Genomic DNA, 14,653 nt, shown 5'->3' on the forward strand with positions numbered 1-14,653 from the left:
GGGCGGCTGGCGGCGCTGTGCGGGCCATTGTATAAAGTGGATCCCCGGTTACATCCGGGTTACGGCCGAAATCCATGCAAAACATGCATAACTTTATGCCTCGTCAAAAACTGGCCTCCAAAACCAGCCCGGGCTTGCGGCGGCGGCACGGCCTCGTGTTGCTGGCGCTGGGCCTGGCGGCGCGGCCGAACTGGGCCAGGCCGCCCGTGCTGCGCGTGGCCGCCGCCAGCGACCTGAAGTTTGTACTGGCTCAGCTGCTGGAGATCTTCCAGAGCGAAACGGGCCTCAAGGTCGAGGCCAGCTATGGCTCGTCCGGCAACTTCGCACGCCAGATCCGGCAGGGGCTGCCGGTCCATCTCTTCATGTCGGCCGACGAGAGCTGGGTCCTGCAACTGGCCGAGGCCGGTCTGACGCGAACCCTGCCGGGCGGAATGGCAGATTACGGTGTTGTCTATGGTCTGGGACGGATCGCACTGATCGTCCCGGCGGCCTCGACGTTGCAATTGGACTCGGAACTCATGGGCTTGCAGGCGGAATGGTCGCGGGTCGGCAAGTTCGCCATCGCCAATCCGGAGCATGCACCCTATGGGCGAGCCGCCCAGCAAGCGCTGGAAAAGCTGGGCTTGTGGAATCTGGCAAAAACCAGACTGGTGCTGGGCGAGAACATCGCCCAGGCCACTCAGTTCGTCACGACCGGCGCTGCCCAAGCCGGCATCACAGCCCAGGCCCTGGCCCTGGCGCCGGAAGTGGCGCGCCAGACCCGTCACATCCTGCTTCCGGAAAGCCTGCACCAGCCCATGCGTCAGCGCATGGTGCTGCTGAAAGACGCGCCCGACATCGCCCAGCGGCTCTACGCCTACCTGCAGACGCCGGCGGCCCAGGCGGTGTTCCGGCGCTACGGCTTCGCGGTCTGATGGCGCAGAGCCCCCGGACATAATGGGCGCATGGATTACCAGGCCGCCCGCGTCTCCTTGCTGCTCGCCGCGGCCACCGCGCTGCTGCTGCTACCGCCGGGCCTGTGGCTGGCGCGCTGGCTGGCCCTGAGTGCCTGGCGCGGCAAGCCGCTGGTGGAGGCGCTGCTCATGCTGCCGCTGCTACTGCCGCCCACGGTGATCGGTTTCTACCTCCTGCTGGTCTTTGGCCAGGGCTCGGCGCTCGGCGCCTGGCTGGCCTCGGCGCTGAGCCTGCGCCTGGTTTTCAGTTTCGAGGGCCTGCTGCTGGCCAGCCTGCTGGTGAACCTGCCTTTCATGGTGCAGCCCATCCAGCGTTCCTTTGCCGCCCTGCCGCACAGCCTGCGCGAGGCGGCCTGGGTCTCGGGCCTGAGTGTGTGGCAGACCTTCTGGCGCATCGAGCTGCCGCTGGCCTGGCCCGGCCTGCTGGCCGGTGTGGCCTTGACGGTGGCGCACACCCTGGGCGAATTCGGTGTGGTGCTGATGGTGGGCGGCAGCATTCCGGGCGAGACGCGCACCCTGAGCGTGGCCATCTACGACCGGGTCCAGGCCTTCGACCTCGGCGGCGCGCACGGCATGGCGCTGGCGCTGGTGCTGTTCTCGCTGCTGGCGCTGGCGCTGGTGTTTGCCGCCGATCGTCGGCAGGCCGCGGCGCGCAGTTTGCAGGAGCGTTGATGGGCAGGCTCCAGGTCTGTCTGCAGAACCAGGCGCCCATGCCGCTGGCGGCAGAGTTCGAGTGCGCCGCGGGGGAACTGATTGCGCTGGTCGGCCCCTCGGGCAGCGGCAAGACCTCCTTGCTGCGCGCGGTGGCCGGTCTGTTGCGCGCGCCGCAGCTGCAGGGCACGGTCCAGGTTGGCGATCAGCCCTGGTTCGACAGTGCGCGTGGCCTCTGCCTGACACCGCAGCAGCGCCGTGTGGGACTGGTTTTCCAGCACTACGCCCTGTTTCCGCATCTCACCGCGCTGGAAAACGTGGCCGTGGCCTGCCCGTCCAGCCTGGACATCCGGCAGGATGCCTCGCTGCGCGCGCTGTTCGAGCGGCTGGGGCTGGCCGGGCTGGAGCAGCGGCGGCCGGCCCAGCTCTCGGGCGGGCAACAGCAACGTGTGGCGTTGGCCCGGGCCCTGCGCCGCATCCTGCGGCCGCAGGATGGCCGGGTCGAGCCGGGCGGCGTGTTGCTGCTCGACGAGCCCTTCTCTGCCGTGGACGCGCCCACGCGCCAGACGCTTTACCGCGAGCTTGCCGCCTTGCGCCAGCAGGTCTCCACGCCGATGGTGCTGGTGACGCACGACCTGTCGGAAGCACGCCGACTGGCCGATCGCGTCGTGATCGTGGATGCCGGGGCCACGCTGCAAAGCGGGCCACCGGAGCGCGTTTTTTCCAGCCCCCGCAACGCGCGCGTGGCCGATCTGGTGGGCATCCAGAACCACTTCCGCGGCCGCTTCCGGCGTCTGCCGGATCACCGGGGCGTGTTGCGTTGGGAGGGGCAGGACGGTGCAGGGCTGGACCTGCAGGTGATCGACAAACACCGCCTGGACGATGGCGTGGCCGTGACCTGGGTGCTGGCCGGCGAGCACGTGGACGTGCTCTTGCCGGATGCAGCTGCACCGGTTGACGATACGCACAACCGGCTGGTGTGCACACTGGTGGAGGTGTTGGCCCTGGGCGAAACCAGCCTGTGTACGCTGGTGCCCGAAGGCCTGCCTTCGGAAAAGCTGACGCTCAACCTGTCCACCGCTCAACTGCGGCGACTGGGATCGGGCTTGGGGGGGAAGCTGCTGGTGCAGATCCCCCGGCAGGGAATCCACATCATGCCGCAGCGCACGGGCGGCTGAAGCGCCGCGCGCCGGGCGGGGTGCTTCAGGCCATGAAGACGGCGATGAAGGCCAGCAGGAAGATCATCAGGGCGCCAAGGACCGGGATCACGACCGGGATGGAGTGAACGATGCTTTCGATCGGATCGGCGGACTTGGACGGCTCGTGGGACATGGTGTTTCCTCAATAGACGGGTAATCGACTGCGCGCATTTTACATGGCGCGCCCGCTGTACCCCGGGACCGGCAACCGGCAAGGGTGGACCGCAGCGCTGCGAAAGTCAAGCGCCATCCGGCCGTGCGGTCATGGTCGGGCGGGGCTTCCCAGCGGCCGTGGTCTGCGCTATCGTGACCACGTCCAGGGAGCCGGTCCTGACGGAGGGCGTTGCATGGTCAAGCGGTTGTTGATCGACAAGACGAACGGGCCTACGCTGGCCTCGCCCGGCCTGCGTGAGGCGCCGGTGCTGGACCTGATGTGCTCGCATTTCGTGCTGACCCTGGTGAGCCGCATGGGTGGCGCCTTCAGTGCCCGGCGCGATCTGCATGGCGTGATCGAACTGGCCGGTCGGCACCTGGTCTGGCCCTCGCCGGTGCTCCAGCGCCTGCGCGACTACCTGGCCCGCCGTTGCGCCGGCAACGAGCACTGGGCCGGCCACGAGGCGCTGGACATGAGCGCCTTCCTGGCGCGCTATGGCGACTGGCGCGGTCCCTACGAGGAAGGCACGCTGTTCTTCTACCTCGACGATTACGCCAAGCAGCAACCGCGCGACCTGCTGGCCGTGCTGGCGACCACCGGCGACTGGTTGCGCCAGACCCTGAAGAAGCAGTCCACGCTGGTGCAGAAGAACATCGATGCCCTGGCAAATCTGCTGCAGCTCAACCAGGCCGAGCGTGCCTTGCTGCTCTACGGCACGCTGACGCGCTACCAGCGGGAGTTGCGCAGTCTGCTGGTGGAGTTCAAGGTCAACAATGCCGCCGAGGCCTATGCCGTCATCGCCGAGGTGGCGGGCGTCAAGGCCGAGGAGGTGGGCGAGGCGCTGCGCACCGGCTCGCGGCTGGAGCGCATCGGCCTGGTGGACAACCTGATCTCCGAGCACAACATCACGGACCTGGCCGACCTGATGAAGGTCAGCGAGAAGCTGCCGCCGGTGCTCATGCGGGCCTACCGCGACCAGGCAGAACTGATGGCGGTCTTCACCCGTCCGGCCAGCAAGAGCAGCCTGGCGCTGGAGGACTTCGCCTTCGTCGGCGAGGAGGCCCGGATGCTCACGACCCTGCTGTGCAACGCCGTGGCGCGGCGCGAGGTGGGCGTCAACGTGCTGCTCTACGGGCCCCCGGGTACCGGCAAGACCGAGCTGGCCAAGGTGGCCGCGCAGGCCGCGGGGCTGGAGCTCTTCGAGGTGGAATACGCCGACCGCGACGGCAATTCGCTCAGCGGGCGGGAGCGCTACCGCTCGCTGCAGATCGCCCAGGTCTTCCTCAAGGGCAGCGCGCAGTCGGCCCTGCTGTTCGACGAGGTGGAAGACGTCTTCCCGCCGATTTCCAGCGAGGCCGCGCAGTTGCTGGTGCGCGCCGAGAAGACCGGCGCCCCCGCCTCCAGCAGCGTGAGCGGCAAGGCCTGGGTCAACCAGATCCTGGAATCCAATGCCGTGCCCACGGTCTGGGTGACCAACCGCATCGAGCAGATCGACCCGGCTTTCCGCCGGCGTTTCGCCTACCACCTCGAGCTGAAGTCGCCGCCCCCCGGCGCGCGCGAGCAGCTGGTGCATCGGGCCCTGGAGGGGGTGGTCGTGTCCGACGCCTTCGTGGCCCGCCTGGTGGCCCGCAAGGGGCTGACCCCGGCCCAGATCCATACGGCCGTGCGCTTTGCCGGCCTGGTCGTTCCGGAGCAGGAGGCAGCGAACGCCCAGGGGGGGCTCGAAGCGCTGATCGAGCGCCAACTGCGCAACGCCGACCTGGCCTTGGGGGAGCGGCGCGAAAACGCAGCGGCGCGCCCGCCGGACACGCACTACGACCTGGCCCTGCTGAACGTGGAGAGTCGTTTCGAACTGCCGCGCATGGTGCAGGCCTTGCAGACGCGCGGCCACGGCAGCCTGTGTTTCTACGGCCCGCCGGGCAGCGGCAAGACTGCGCTGGCCGGCCATCTGGCCGACAGGATGGGGCGGCCCCTGATGATCCGCCAGGCCAGCGACCTGGTCAGCAAGTTCATCGGCGAGACCGAGCAGAACATGGCGGCGATGTTCGCCGAGGCCGAGGCCGAGAACGCCGTGTTGCTGCTGGACGAGGCCGACAGCTTTTTGCAGGACCGCCGAGGCGCCCAGCGTACCTATGAAGTGACCGAGGTCAACGAGATGCTGCAGGGCATGGAGCGCCACAAGGGGGTCTTCATCTGCACGACCAACCTGTTCGACCGCATCGACCAGGCCGCGCTGCGACGTTTCACCTTCAAGATCCGCTTCAAGCCCCTGACGCGCGAGCAGCGCCACACCATGTTCGTGACCGAAGCCCTGGGCGGTCAGGCCGAGCGGCTCAGCCCCGAACTGCAGCACCGGCTGGACTTGCTGGACCAGCTCTGCCTGGGGGATTTTGCTGCGGTGCAGCGTCAAGCCGGCATCCTGGGGGGCGGTTTCGATGCGCTGGAATTCCTGGAACAACTCGAGGCGGAGCACCGCATCAAGCCCGAAGTCCGGGAGAGCCGCAGCGTCGGTTTCATGCAATAACCCCCAAAATTTCGGGGGTTTGTTGCGCCTGGATACAGCCGGCCGGCGGGGTCCAGCGGGTCCATGTCAACCGTTTACAGGGCTCAGGCGTCATAGGTCAATGGCGGGCGCCGGAATAAGCCGCCGGGACGGTCCCGGCGAGATCACGAAGTCGTTGGGGCCCGCAAGCAGAGGACTGTTATGACCATGCGCAAAGACATCATCAAAGTGCCGGAAAAAGGCACTTACAAGTGGCAGCTTTTCAAGCAGTGGACCGACGAGTTCCGCCAGACCCAGGCGGACCATGTGGCCTACATCGCCCTGCATCTGGCCGGCGTGCTGGAGCCCTGCCGCACCAAGTTCGACAAGCTCATGCAGCACCACCGCCAGCAGCTGTGCGACAGTTCCAAGGTGCAGCGCCACAGCCGTGCCATCGAGCGCCTGCAGAACACCATGTCGGCGGCGGCCATGTCCTACGAAAGCAACTTCCGCCGCCACTGAGCGGAAAACCAGGGCGCCGGCAGGCCGCCCTTCAAGCTCCGTCTGCCACCACCCGCAACACATCGGCGCCGTAGGCTTCCAGCTTCTTGGCGCCGATGCCACTGATGCCCTGCAGGTCTTCCAGGGTCTGCGGGCGGCGCCGGGCAATCTCCGCCAATGTGGCGTCGTGAAAGATCACATAAGCCGGCAGGTTGTGTTCGCGCGCCACCTCGGCCCGCCAGGACTTCAGGTTGATGTAACGCACCTGGTCGTCCACCCCGAGCGCCTGCGCTGCCGGTGCCAGGGCGCCGCTGCGGCGGCTGCGTTTCGCTGACGGCGTGGCCACCGACTCGCGCAGCTGCACCTTCACGTCCCCCTTGAGCACGGCCCGGGACCCATCGGTCAGCCGCAGGGTATTGAACATGCCCCCGTCTACCGCCACCGCGCCGATCGCGATCAGCTGGCGCAGCACGGCCCGCAGCTCGCTCTCGCCAGCTTCCTTGGCGATGCCGAAGGTGCTCAGCTGCTCGTGGCCGTACTGGGCCACCTTTTCCGTCTGTTTGCCGCGCAGGATGTCCATCATGTGGCCTGCGCCGAAGCTGATGCCGCTGGCCTGCTGCACGCGGTAGATGCAGCTCAGGAATTTGCGCGCCAGCTCGCTGCCGTCGTGCACGGCCGGTGGGTGCAGGCAGTTGTCGCAGTTGCCGCAGGGCTCGCTTGTCTCGCCGAAGTAGCCCAGCAGCCGCACCCGGCGGCAGTCCGTCGCCTCGGCCAGGGCCAGCAGGGCGTCGAGCTTGCCGCGCATGACCTGCTTGAAGTCCTCGCCGGCCGGGCTTTCGTCGATCATGCGGCGCTGGTTCACCACGTCCTGCAGGCCATAGGCCATCCAGGCGTCGGCGGCGGCGCCGTCGCGCCCGGCGCGACCGGTTTCCTGGTAATAGCCCTCGATGTTCTTGGGCATGTCCAGGTGGGCGACGAAGCGCACGTCGGGTTTGTCGATGCCCATGCCGAAGGCGATGGTCGCCACCATGACCAGCCCTTCCTCGCGCAGGAAGCGGTTCTGGTTCTGCTGCCGCACCGCCTGATCCAGGCCGGCGTGGTAGGGCAGCGCTGCGATGCCGGCTTCGACCAGGGACTGGGCCACGTCCTCTACGCGCTTGCGCGACTGGCAGTAGACGATGCCGGCATCCCCCGCGTGCTCGCGTCCGATGAAACGCAGCAACTGCGTCAGCGCATCCTTCTTCTCGACGATGGTGTAGCGGATGTTGGGGCGGTCGAAGCTGCTGACGAACTGTTGCGCTTGTTCGAGTTGCAGGCGTTCCAGGATGTCGGCGCGCGTCAGCGCATCGGCCGTGGCGGTCAGCGCGATGCGCGGCACGCCGGGATAGCGTTCGTGCAGCACCGTCAGCGCCCGGTATTCGGGCCGGAAGTCGTGGCCCCACTGGCTCACGCAGTGCGCCTCGTCGATGGCGAACAGCGCCACCTGGCCGCGTTCGGCCATGGCGTCGAGCTGGGCCAGGAAGCGCGGGGTGGTGACACGCTCGGGCGCCGCGTAGAGCAGGGTCAACTCGCCGCGCAGCAGACGTTTCTCGACCTGCGCGGCTTCTTCGCCCGAGAGGCTGGAGTTCAGGAAGGCCGCTTCGACCCCCGCCTCGTGCAGGGCGCCCACCTGATCGTGCATGAGGGCGATCAGGGGCGAGACGACGATGGCGGTGCCGTGGCCCGCCTGCTGGCGCGCAATGGCCGGCACCTGGTAGCAGAGGGACTTGCCGCCCCCGGTGGGCATGAGCACCAGGGCGTCACCGCCCGCGACGACGTGCTCGACGATGGCCTGCTGCGGACCGCGAAAGGCCTCGTAACCGAAGACCTGGCGCAGGATGTCCCGGGGGGACAGGAGCGGGGTGTTCAAGTCAGGCCGTGTGCAAGAGACCGCTCACATCTGCTCCCAGGGCAGACCGTCGTGCCGCCAGCCGTTGAGGGTGGAGCGTTTGAAGTGGTCGTCCAGATCCCCCTCAAAACCGTGCAACACGTTGTAGAGCTGGGTGTAGCCCGCTTGTTGCAGGGCGATGCCGGCGTCGAGCGTGCGCTTGCCGCTGCGGCACAGCAGGACCAGGGGACGGCTTTTGTCGCCGCCGGTTTCGCGCTCGACGGCCGCCACGAAAGCGGCCGGATCCGGCGTCAGATCCGGGTACTCGTACCAGGGGATGTTGACCACGCCGGGCGGACGACCGACGTAGAGCGACTCGATCTCCATGCGCACATCGAGAAACAGCGACGTCGGCTGTTGCTGCAGGAACTCCCAGGCTTCCCGGGGCAAAAGATGTTTCATGGGGCTCTATTGTCCCGGGTTTTGGGCCGGCCTTGGGCCGGCCAGACCAGCCTTTCTACAATAGAGGGCTATGAAACCGCTGCACTACACCCGCGCCCAAACCCTGCCCGGTATCCTGGCCCGACGTATCGTCGTCCTGGATGGCGCCATGGGGACCATGATCCAGCGCTTCAAGCTGGGTGAGGCCCAGTACCGCGGCGAGCGTTTCAAGGATTTTCACAAGGACGTCAAGGGCAACAACGAGCTGCTGTCCCTGACCCGCCCCGACGTCATTCGCGACATCCACGAGGGCTATCTGGCCGCTGGCGCCGACCTGGTCGAGACCAACACCTTCGGCGCCACCACCGTGGCCCAGGCCGACTACGACATGGCGCACCTGGCGCGCGAGATGAACCTGGCCTCCGCGCGCATCGCACGCGAGGCCTGCGACAAGTACAGCACCCCGGACCATCCGCGCTTCGTGGCCGGGGCCCTGGGCCCCACGCCCAAGACCGCGAGCATCAGCCCGGATGTAAACGACCCCGGTGCGCGCAACACCTCTTTTGAAGAACTGCGTGCGGCCTATTACGAGCAGGTCGAAGCCCTGGTCGAAGGAGGGGCCGACGTGCTGCTGGTGGAAACCATCTTCGACACGCTCAACGCCAAAGCCGCGCTGTTTGCCATCGACGAATATTTCGAAGCCTCCGGCCAGCGCCTGCCGCTCATCATCAGCGGCACGGTGACCGATGCCTCGGGCCGCATCCTCAGCGGCCAGACCGTCACCGCCTTCTGGCACAGCGTGCGTCATGCCCGTCCGCTGGCCGTGGGCCTGAACTGCGCACTCGGCGCCGCACTCATGCGCCCCTACATCCAGGAGCTGGCCAAAGTGGCCGGCGACACCTACATCAGCTGCTACCCGAACGCCGGCCTGCCCAATCCCATGAGCGAGACCGGCTTTGACGAGACCCCCGACGTGACCTCGCGTCTCCTGAAGGAATTTGCTTCCGAGGGCCTGGTCAACATCGTCGGCGGCTGCTGCGGCACCACGCCCGAGCACATAGGCGCGATCCATGCTGCGGTGGCGCCGCTGCCCGCACGCGTGCTGGGCAGCGCAGGCCCGTTCTACCGGGAAGCCGCCTGAAACCGTAAGGGCTGATCCCCAGACCTTCTGTGGAAATGCGCTGGGCGGCACAATCAGGGCTCCCAACAAGGGGAGTAGTCAAGCAGACCGCCGGGCGTGCATGCCTGAGCAGCCTGCGGGGGTCACGTCAATACGCCGCTGGAAACCAGCGGCCGGGGCCCCCGGCTACCGACACTGCAGGTCGGTAGCCCGGCAAGACCTTGCGGGTGTTCTTCAACACTGGCAAACGAGGTCTTGATCATGCAAAGCATTGCGCCACTCTGGCTGTGGATCGTTTTTGTCGCCTTCGTCCTGGCGGCGCTCTTCGTCGATTTCGTCGTCCTCAGGAAACAGGGCGCCCATGCGGTGGGCGTCAAGGAGGCGCTCAACTGGTCGATCGTCTGGATCGTCCTGAGCTTCCTCTTCAACGGGCTGCTCTGGTGGGCGGTACTTGAAACCTCGGGTTCGCGCGAGGTCGCCAACGAGAAGTCGCTCGAATTCCTGACCGGCTACCTCATCGAGAAAAGCCTGGCGGTCGACAACATCTTCGTTTTCCTGATGATCTTCACCTACTTCGCGGTGCCTCCGGCCTACCAGAAGCGGGTGCTGATGATCGGCATCATCGGGGCCATCGTGCTGCGCACGGTGATGATCCTGGTCGGCAGCTGGCTGCTGACGCAGTTCCACTGGATCCTCTACGTCTTCGGCGGTTTCCTGGTGCTTACCGGCATCAAGATGTGGTGGGCCGCCGGCAAGGAAGGCAGCCTGGACGACAACCCGGCGCTCAAGCTGCTGCGCCGCCTGATGCCGGTGAGCAAGGGCTTCGACGGAGAGAAGTTCTGGACCGTTGAAAACGGCAAACGCATCGCCACCCCGCTGCTGATGGTGGTGGCGCTGGTGGGACTGACCGACGTGATCTTTGCGGTGGACTCGATCCCGGCCATCTTCGCGATCACGCAGGATCCCTTCATCGTGCTAACGAGCAATGTGTTCGCCATCCTGGGCCTGCGTGCCATGTTCTTCCTGCTGCAGGCCGTGGCCGGCCGCTTCCACCTGCTGAACTACGGGCTGGCCGTGATCCTGGTCTTCATCGGGACGAAGATGATGCTGATCGACGTCTACAAGATCCCCGTGGCGCTTTCGCTGGCCGTGGTGGTGGGCATCCTGATCGTGACCATGGTCTGGAGCGTGCGAACGTCTTCCAGGCAGCCGGCGGACAAACGGGTAAGCTAAGCCCGCGGGCCCGGTCGGGGCCTGAAGCCCTTAGCCATGCAGATCGAAGAACTGCGCCGACGCCTGCGGGCGCTCGGTGCCAACCCCCGTCACGAGCACCGCGTGCTGCGCCTGTGGTCGCAGGCCTTGCCGCAGGACCACGGCAGCCGGCCGATCGAGAATTTCCTGCCGACCACGCTGCGCAGCGCCTTGCCGGCGCTTGAGCGCGAACTGACCGGCCTGACCACGCTGGTCTCCGAGCATCCGGGGGAGGACGGCTCGCACCGCCTGGTGGTGGCCCTGGCGGATGGCCAGCTGGTCGAGAGCGTGCTGCTGCCGCCCGGGCGCACCCCGGCCCTGTGCGTCTCCACCCAGGTCGGCTGCGCCGTGGGCTGCGTGTTCTGCATGACCGGCACGACCGGGCTGATCCGGCAGCTGGGCAGCGCCGAGATCGTGGCCCAGGTGGTGCTGGCGCGCACCCGCCAGCCGGTCAAGCGCGTGGTGTTCATGGGCATGGGCGAACCGGCCCATAACCTGGACAACGTGCTCGAGGCCATCGACCTGCTGGGCACGGCGGGCAATATCGGGCACAAGAACCTGGTCTTCTCGACGGTCGGCGACCCCCGCGTCTTCGAGGCCTTGCCGCTGGGGCGTGTGAAGCCCGCGCTGGCGCTTTCGCTGCACAGCACGCGCGCCGACCTGCGCGCCCAGCTGCTGCCGCGTGCGCCGCGCATTTCACCGGAAGAGCTGATCGAGGCCGGTGAGGCCTATGCACGTGCCAGCGGCTATCCGATCCAGTACCAATGGACCCTGCTGGCGGGCATCAACGACGGCGAGGAAGAAGTCGAAGGCCTGGTGCGGCTGCTGCACGGCAAGCACGCCATCCTCAACCTGATTCCCTACAACACGGTCGAAGGCCTGCCGTACCAACGGCCAGATCCCGAGCGGGCGCTCGCGTTGGCGCGCCGCTTGCATCAGCTCGGCATCCTGACCAAGCTGCGCCAGTCGGCGGGGCAGGACGTCGACGGCGGTTGTGGCCAGCTGCGCGCGCGGGCCGTGCAGGACAGGAGCGCACAGGCGCGTCGGGTGATTCCGGTGCAGGCGGTCCAGGGCTGAGGCTCATTCAGTACACACGAATGGCGTGGGGGTGCAATACCCCTTAAAATCGGTGCCATCCAAGGAGCGTTGCAGCAGCACAGACCGTGTTGTCAGGCTTGGATGTCCCAACGACGCTCACCTGCCATGGATCTTTTCAGGTGAGCCGCATGTCCGATATTTCCGTTCCCCCCATGAAGCTGTCCGGCCTGGAGCCGGTGCACATCGGCGCCGACAGCCTTTTCGTCAACATCGGTGAGCGCACCAATGTCACCGGTTCCAAGGCCTTCGCGCGTTTGATCCTCAACGGCCAGTTCGAGGAGGCGCTGGCGGTAGCGCGCCAGCAGGTGGAAAACGGCGCCCAGGTGATCGACATCAATATGGACGAGGCCATGCTCGACAGCCAGGCCGCCATGGTGCGTTTCCTGAACCTGATCGCCAGCGAACCCGATATTGCCCGCGTGCCCATCATGATCGACAGCTCCAAGTGGAGCGTGATCGAGGCCGGCCTGCGCTGCATCCAGGGCAAGGGCATCGTGAACTCCATCTCCATGAAGGAGGGGGTGGAAGAGTTCAAGCGCCAGGCGCGCCTCGTCAAGCGTTACGGCGCGGCCACCGTGGTGATGGCCTTCGATGAAAAAGGCCAGGCCGACACCTATGCGCGCAAGATCGAGATCTGCGAACGCGCCTACCGCATCCTGGTTGACGAGGTCGATTTCCCGCCCGAGGACATCATCTTCGACCCCAATATCTTCGCCATCGCCACCGGCATCGAGGAGCACAACAACTACGCGGTGGACTTCATCGAGGCCACGCGCTGGATCAAGCATCACCTGCCCGGTGCCAAGGTCAGCGGCGGCGTGTCCAACGTGTCCTTCAGCTTCCGCGGCAACGACCCGGTGCGCGAGGCCATCCACACGGTCTTCCTGTACCACGCCATCAAGGCCGGCATGGACATGGGCATCGTCAACGCGGGGATGGTGGGGGTCTACGACGACCTGGAGCCCGCCTTGCGTGAGCGCGTGGAAGACGTGGTGCTGAATCGCCGGCCCGATGCCGGTGAGCGCCTGGTGGAGATCGCCGAGACCGCCAAGGGCGCGGCCAAGGACGACAGCAAGAAGAACGAATGGCGCAACGGCACCGTGGCGCAGCGTCTGTCGCATGCGCTGGTGCATGGCATCACCGACCACATCACCACCGACACCGAAGAAGCCTACCAGGCCATCGTGGCCAAGGGCGGCCGCCCGCTGCACGTGATCGAGGGCCCGCTGATGGACGGCATGAACATCGTGGGCGACCTGTTCGGCGCCGGCAAGATGTTCCTGCCCCAGGTGGTCAAGAGCGCGCGTGTCATGAAGCAGGCCGTGGCCCACCTCATTCCCTATATCGAGGAAGAAAAGCGCCAGCAGCAGGCCGCCGGCCAGGACGTGCGGGCCAAGGGCAAGATCGTGATCGCCACGGTCAAGGGCGACGTGCACGACATCGGCAAGAACATCGTCACCGTGGTCCTGCAGTGCAACAACTTCGAGGTCATCAACATGGGCGTCATGGTGCCCTGCCACGAGATCCTGGCCATGGCCAAGGTCGAGGGGGCGGACATCGTGGGCCTGTCGGGCCTCATCACGCCCAGCCTGGAAGAGATGCAGTACGTGGCGGCCGAGATGCAGAAGGACGAACACTTCCGCATCAGGAAGATCCCCTTGCTGATCGGCGGTGCCACCACCAGCCGCGTGCACACGGCCGTGAAGATTGCGCCGCACTACGAAGGACCGGTGGTCTACGTCCCCGACGCCTCGCGCAGCGTGAGCGTGGCCCAGGGCCTGCTGAGCGACCAGGCCGCGCAGTACATCGCCGAACTCAACACCGATTACGACAAGGTACGCCAGCAGCACGCCAACAAGAAGCAGACACCGCTGTGGTCGCTGGACAAGGTGCGCGCCAACAAGACGCCGATCGTCTGGGACGGTTATGCGCCGACGAAGCCGAAATTCATCGGCCGGCGCGTGTTCAAGAACTTCGACCTGGCCGAGCTGGCCAAGTACATCGACTGGGGCCCCTTCTTCCAGACCTGGGACCTGGCCGGCCCCTTCCCGGCCATCCTCAAGGACGAGGTCGTGGGCGCGGAGGCGCAGCGGGTCTTCTCCGACGGCAAGCGCATGCTGCAGCGCCTGATCGAAGGCCGCTGGCTCACGGCCAACGCCGTGCTGGGCCTGTACCCGGCCAACAGCGTGAACGACGATGACATAGAGCTCTACACCGACGAGAGCCGCTATAACGTGGCCCTCACCTGGTACGGCCTGCGCCAGCAGACCGAGAAGCAGGTGGTGGACGGTGTCATGCGGCCGAGCCGCTGCCTGGCCGACTTCGTCGCGCCCAAGGGAACAGCGGCAGACTACGTGGGCGTGTTTGCGGTGACGGCCGGCATCGGCGTGGAGAAGAAGGAGAAGTACTTCATGGACGACCATGACGACTACTCCGCCATCATGCTCAAGGCCCTGGCCGACCGCCTGGCCGAGGCGTACGCCGAATGCCTGCACCACCGCGTGCGCACCGACCTCTGGGGCTATGCCGCGGGTGAGCAGCTCGGCAACGAGGACATGATCGCCGAGAAGTACCAGGGCATCCGTCCGGCGCCGGGTTACCCGGCCTGCCCGGATCACAGCGTGAAGAAAGAGATGTTCGAGCTGCTGCAGTGCGAAGAGATCGGCATGGGCATCACCGAGAGCCTGGCCATGACACCGGCGGCCAGCGTGAGCGGCTTCTACCTGGCACATCCGCAGAGCACCTACTTCAACGTGGGCCGCATCGGCGAAGACCAGCTGCATGACCTGTCGCGTCGCCGCGGCATGAGCGAGCAGCAGCTGCAGCGACTGCTGGCGCCCAACCTCTGAGCCCGGCTTTACGCTGTTTTACACCTGCCGGCGCCGGTTTCGTGCCGGCCTTGTCTACCATCGTGCCATCGGGACGTTGAAGATGGA

12 protein-coding genes and 1 riboswitch are annotated in these 14,653 nt (G+C 66.5%); of the genes, 9 read left to right on the forward strand and 3 right to left on the reverse strand.

The window, feature by feature from the left end; all coding sequences use genetic code 11:
* Positions 1-95: 95 nt before the first annotated feature.
* From modA to AC1RRP_RS11955, 3 genes are read left to right on the forward strand one after another with little or no spacing between them, the layout of a single operon-like run.
* The gene (gene modA / locus AC1RRP_RS11945; RefSeq protein ID WP_493036429.1) at positions 96-914 is read left to right on the forward strand and encodes a molybdate ABC transporter substrate-binding protein; all 819 of its coding nucleotides are present in this window, start codon (positions 96-98) and stop codon (positions 912-914) included.
* Positions 915-944: 30 nt separating this feature from the next.
* Positions 945-1,625, forward strand: a complete 681-nt coding sequence (modB, locus tag AC1RRP_RS11950; protein ID WP_493036431.1) for a molybdate ABC transporter permease subunit — start codon at positions 945-947, stop codon at positions 1,623-1,625.
* Positions 1,625-2,782 (forward strand): ABC transporter ATP-binding protein, encoded by a 1,158-nt coding sequence (locus AC1RRP_RS11955; RefSeq protein WP_493036433.1) that lies wholly within the window; start codon positions 1,625-1,627, stop codon positions 2,780-2,782. Before modB ends, AC1RRP_RS11955 begins: the two co-directional genes overlap by 1 nt.
* 25 nt (positions 2,783-2,807) lie before the next feature.
* Here AC1RRP_RS11955 and AC1RRP_RS11960 read toward each other — a convergent pair whose 3' ends face one another.
* On the reverse strand, positions 2,808-2,936 hold the full coding sequence (locus AC1RRP_RS11960) for a hypothetical protein (protein ID WP_493036435.1): 129 nt from the start codon (positions 2,934-2,936) through the stop codon (positions 2,808-2,810).
* 214 nt (positions 2,937-3,150) lie between these two features.
* Here AC1RRP_RS11960 and AC1RRP_RS11965 point away from each other — a divergent pair, with 214 nt between their 5' ends.
* Both AC1RRP_RS11965 and AC1RRP_RS11970 read left to right on the forward strand, forming a co-directional pair.
* The gene (locus tag AC1RRP_RS11965) at positions 3,151-5,481 is read left to right on the forward strand and encodes an ATP-binding protein (RefSeq protein WP_493036437.1); all 2,331 of its coding nucleotides are present in this window, start codon (positions 3,151-3,153) and stop codon (positions 5,479-5,481) included.
* Between the two features lie 180 nt (positions 5,482-5,661).
* Entirely contained in the window at positions 5,662-5,961 is a 300-nt protein-coding gene (locus AC1RRP_RS11970) for a hypothetical protein (RefSeq protein WP_493036439.1), read from the forward strand.
* Between the two features lie 31 nt (positions 5,962-5,992).
* Here AC1RRP_RS11970 and recQ read toward each other — a convergent pair whose 3' ends face one another.
* A complete protein-coding gene (recQ, locus tag AC1RRP_RS11975) occupies positions 5,993-7,834 on the reverse strand; it encodes a DNA helicase RecQ (RefSeq protein WP_493036629.1) in 1,842 nt (613 codons plus the stop codon).
* Positions 7,835-7,873: 39 nt separating this feature from the next.
* Positions 7,874-8,269 carry a rhodanese-like domain-containing protein gene (locus AC1RRP_RS11980; RefSeq protein WP_493036440.1) on the reverse strand — a complete coding sequence of 132 codons (396 nt, stop codon included), beginning with the start codon at positions 8,267-8,269 and terminating at the stop codon, positions 7,874-7,876.
* Between the two features lie 70 nt (positions 8,270-8,339).
* On the opposite strand from AC1RRP_RS11980, the gene AC1RRP_RS11985 reads away from it, so the two are divergent.
* The 4 genes from AC1RRP_RS11985 (at position 8,340) to metH (ending at position 14,566) form a co-directional block, all read left to right on the forward strand.
* A complete protein-coding gene (locus AC1RRP_RS11985) occupies positions 8,340-9,389 on the forward strand; it encodes a homocysteine S-methyltransferase family protein (protein ID WP_493036442.1) in 1,050 nt (349 codons plus the stop codon).
* A 240-nt stretch (positions 9,390-9,629) separates the two neighbouring features.
* A complete protein-coding gene (locus AC1RRP_RS11990; RefSeq protein WP_493036444.1) occupies positions 9,630-10,601 on the forward strand; it encodes a TerC family protein in 972 nt (323 codons plus the stop codon).
* Between the two features lie 36 nt (positions 10,602-10,637).
* Positions 10,638-11,696, forward strand: coding sequence for an RNA methyltransferase (locus AC1RRP_RS11995; protein WP_493036446.1), 1,059 nt, complete (start codon positions 10,638-10,640; stop codon positions 11,694-11,696).
* A gap of 55 nt (positions 11,697-11,751) precedes the next feature.
* Positions 11,752-11,822: riboswitch (S-adenosyl-L-homocysteine riboswitch) on the forward strand.
* Between the two features lie 47 nt (positions 11,823-11,869).
* Positions 11,870-14,566: a methionine synthase gene (gene metH / locus AC1RRP_RS12000; protein WP_493036631.1), complete on the forward strand. Its 2,697-nt coding sequence runs from the start codon at positions 11,870-11,872 to the stop codon at positions 14,564-14,566.
* Positions 14,567-14,653 lie beyond the last annotated feature (87 nt).

This window comes from Hylemonella sp. GW821-FHT12C09 (assembly GCF_058807395.1).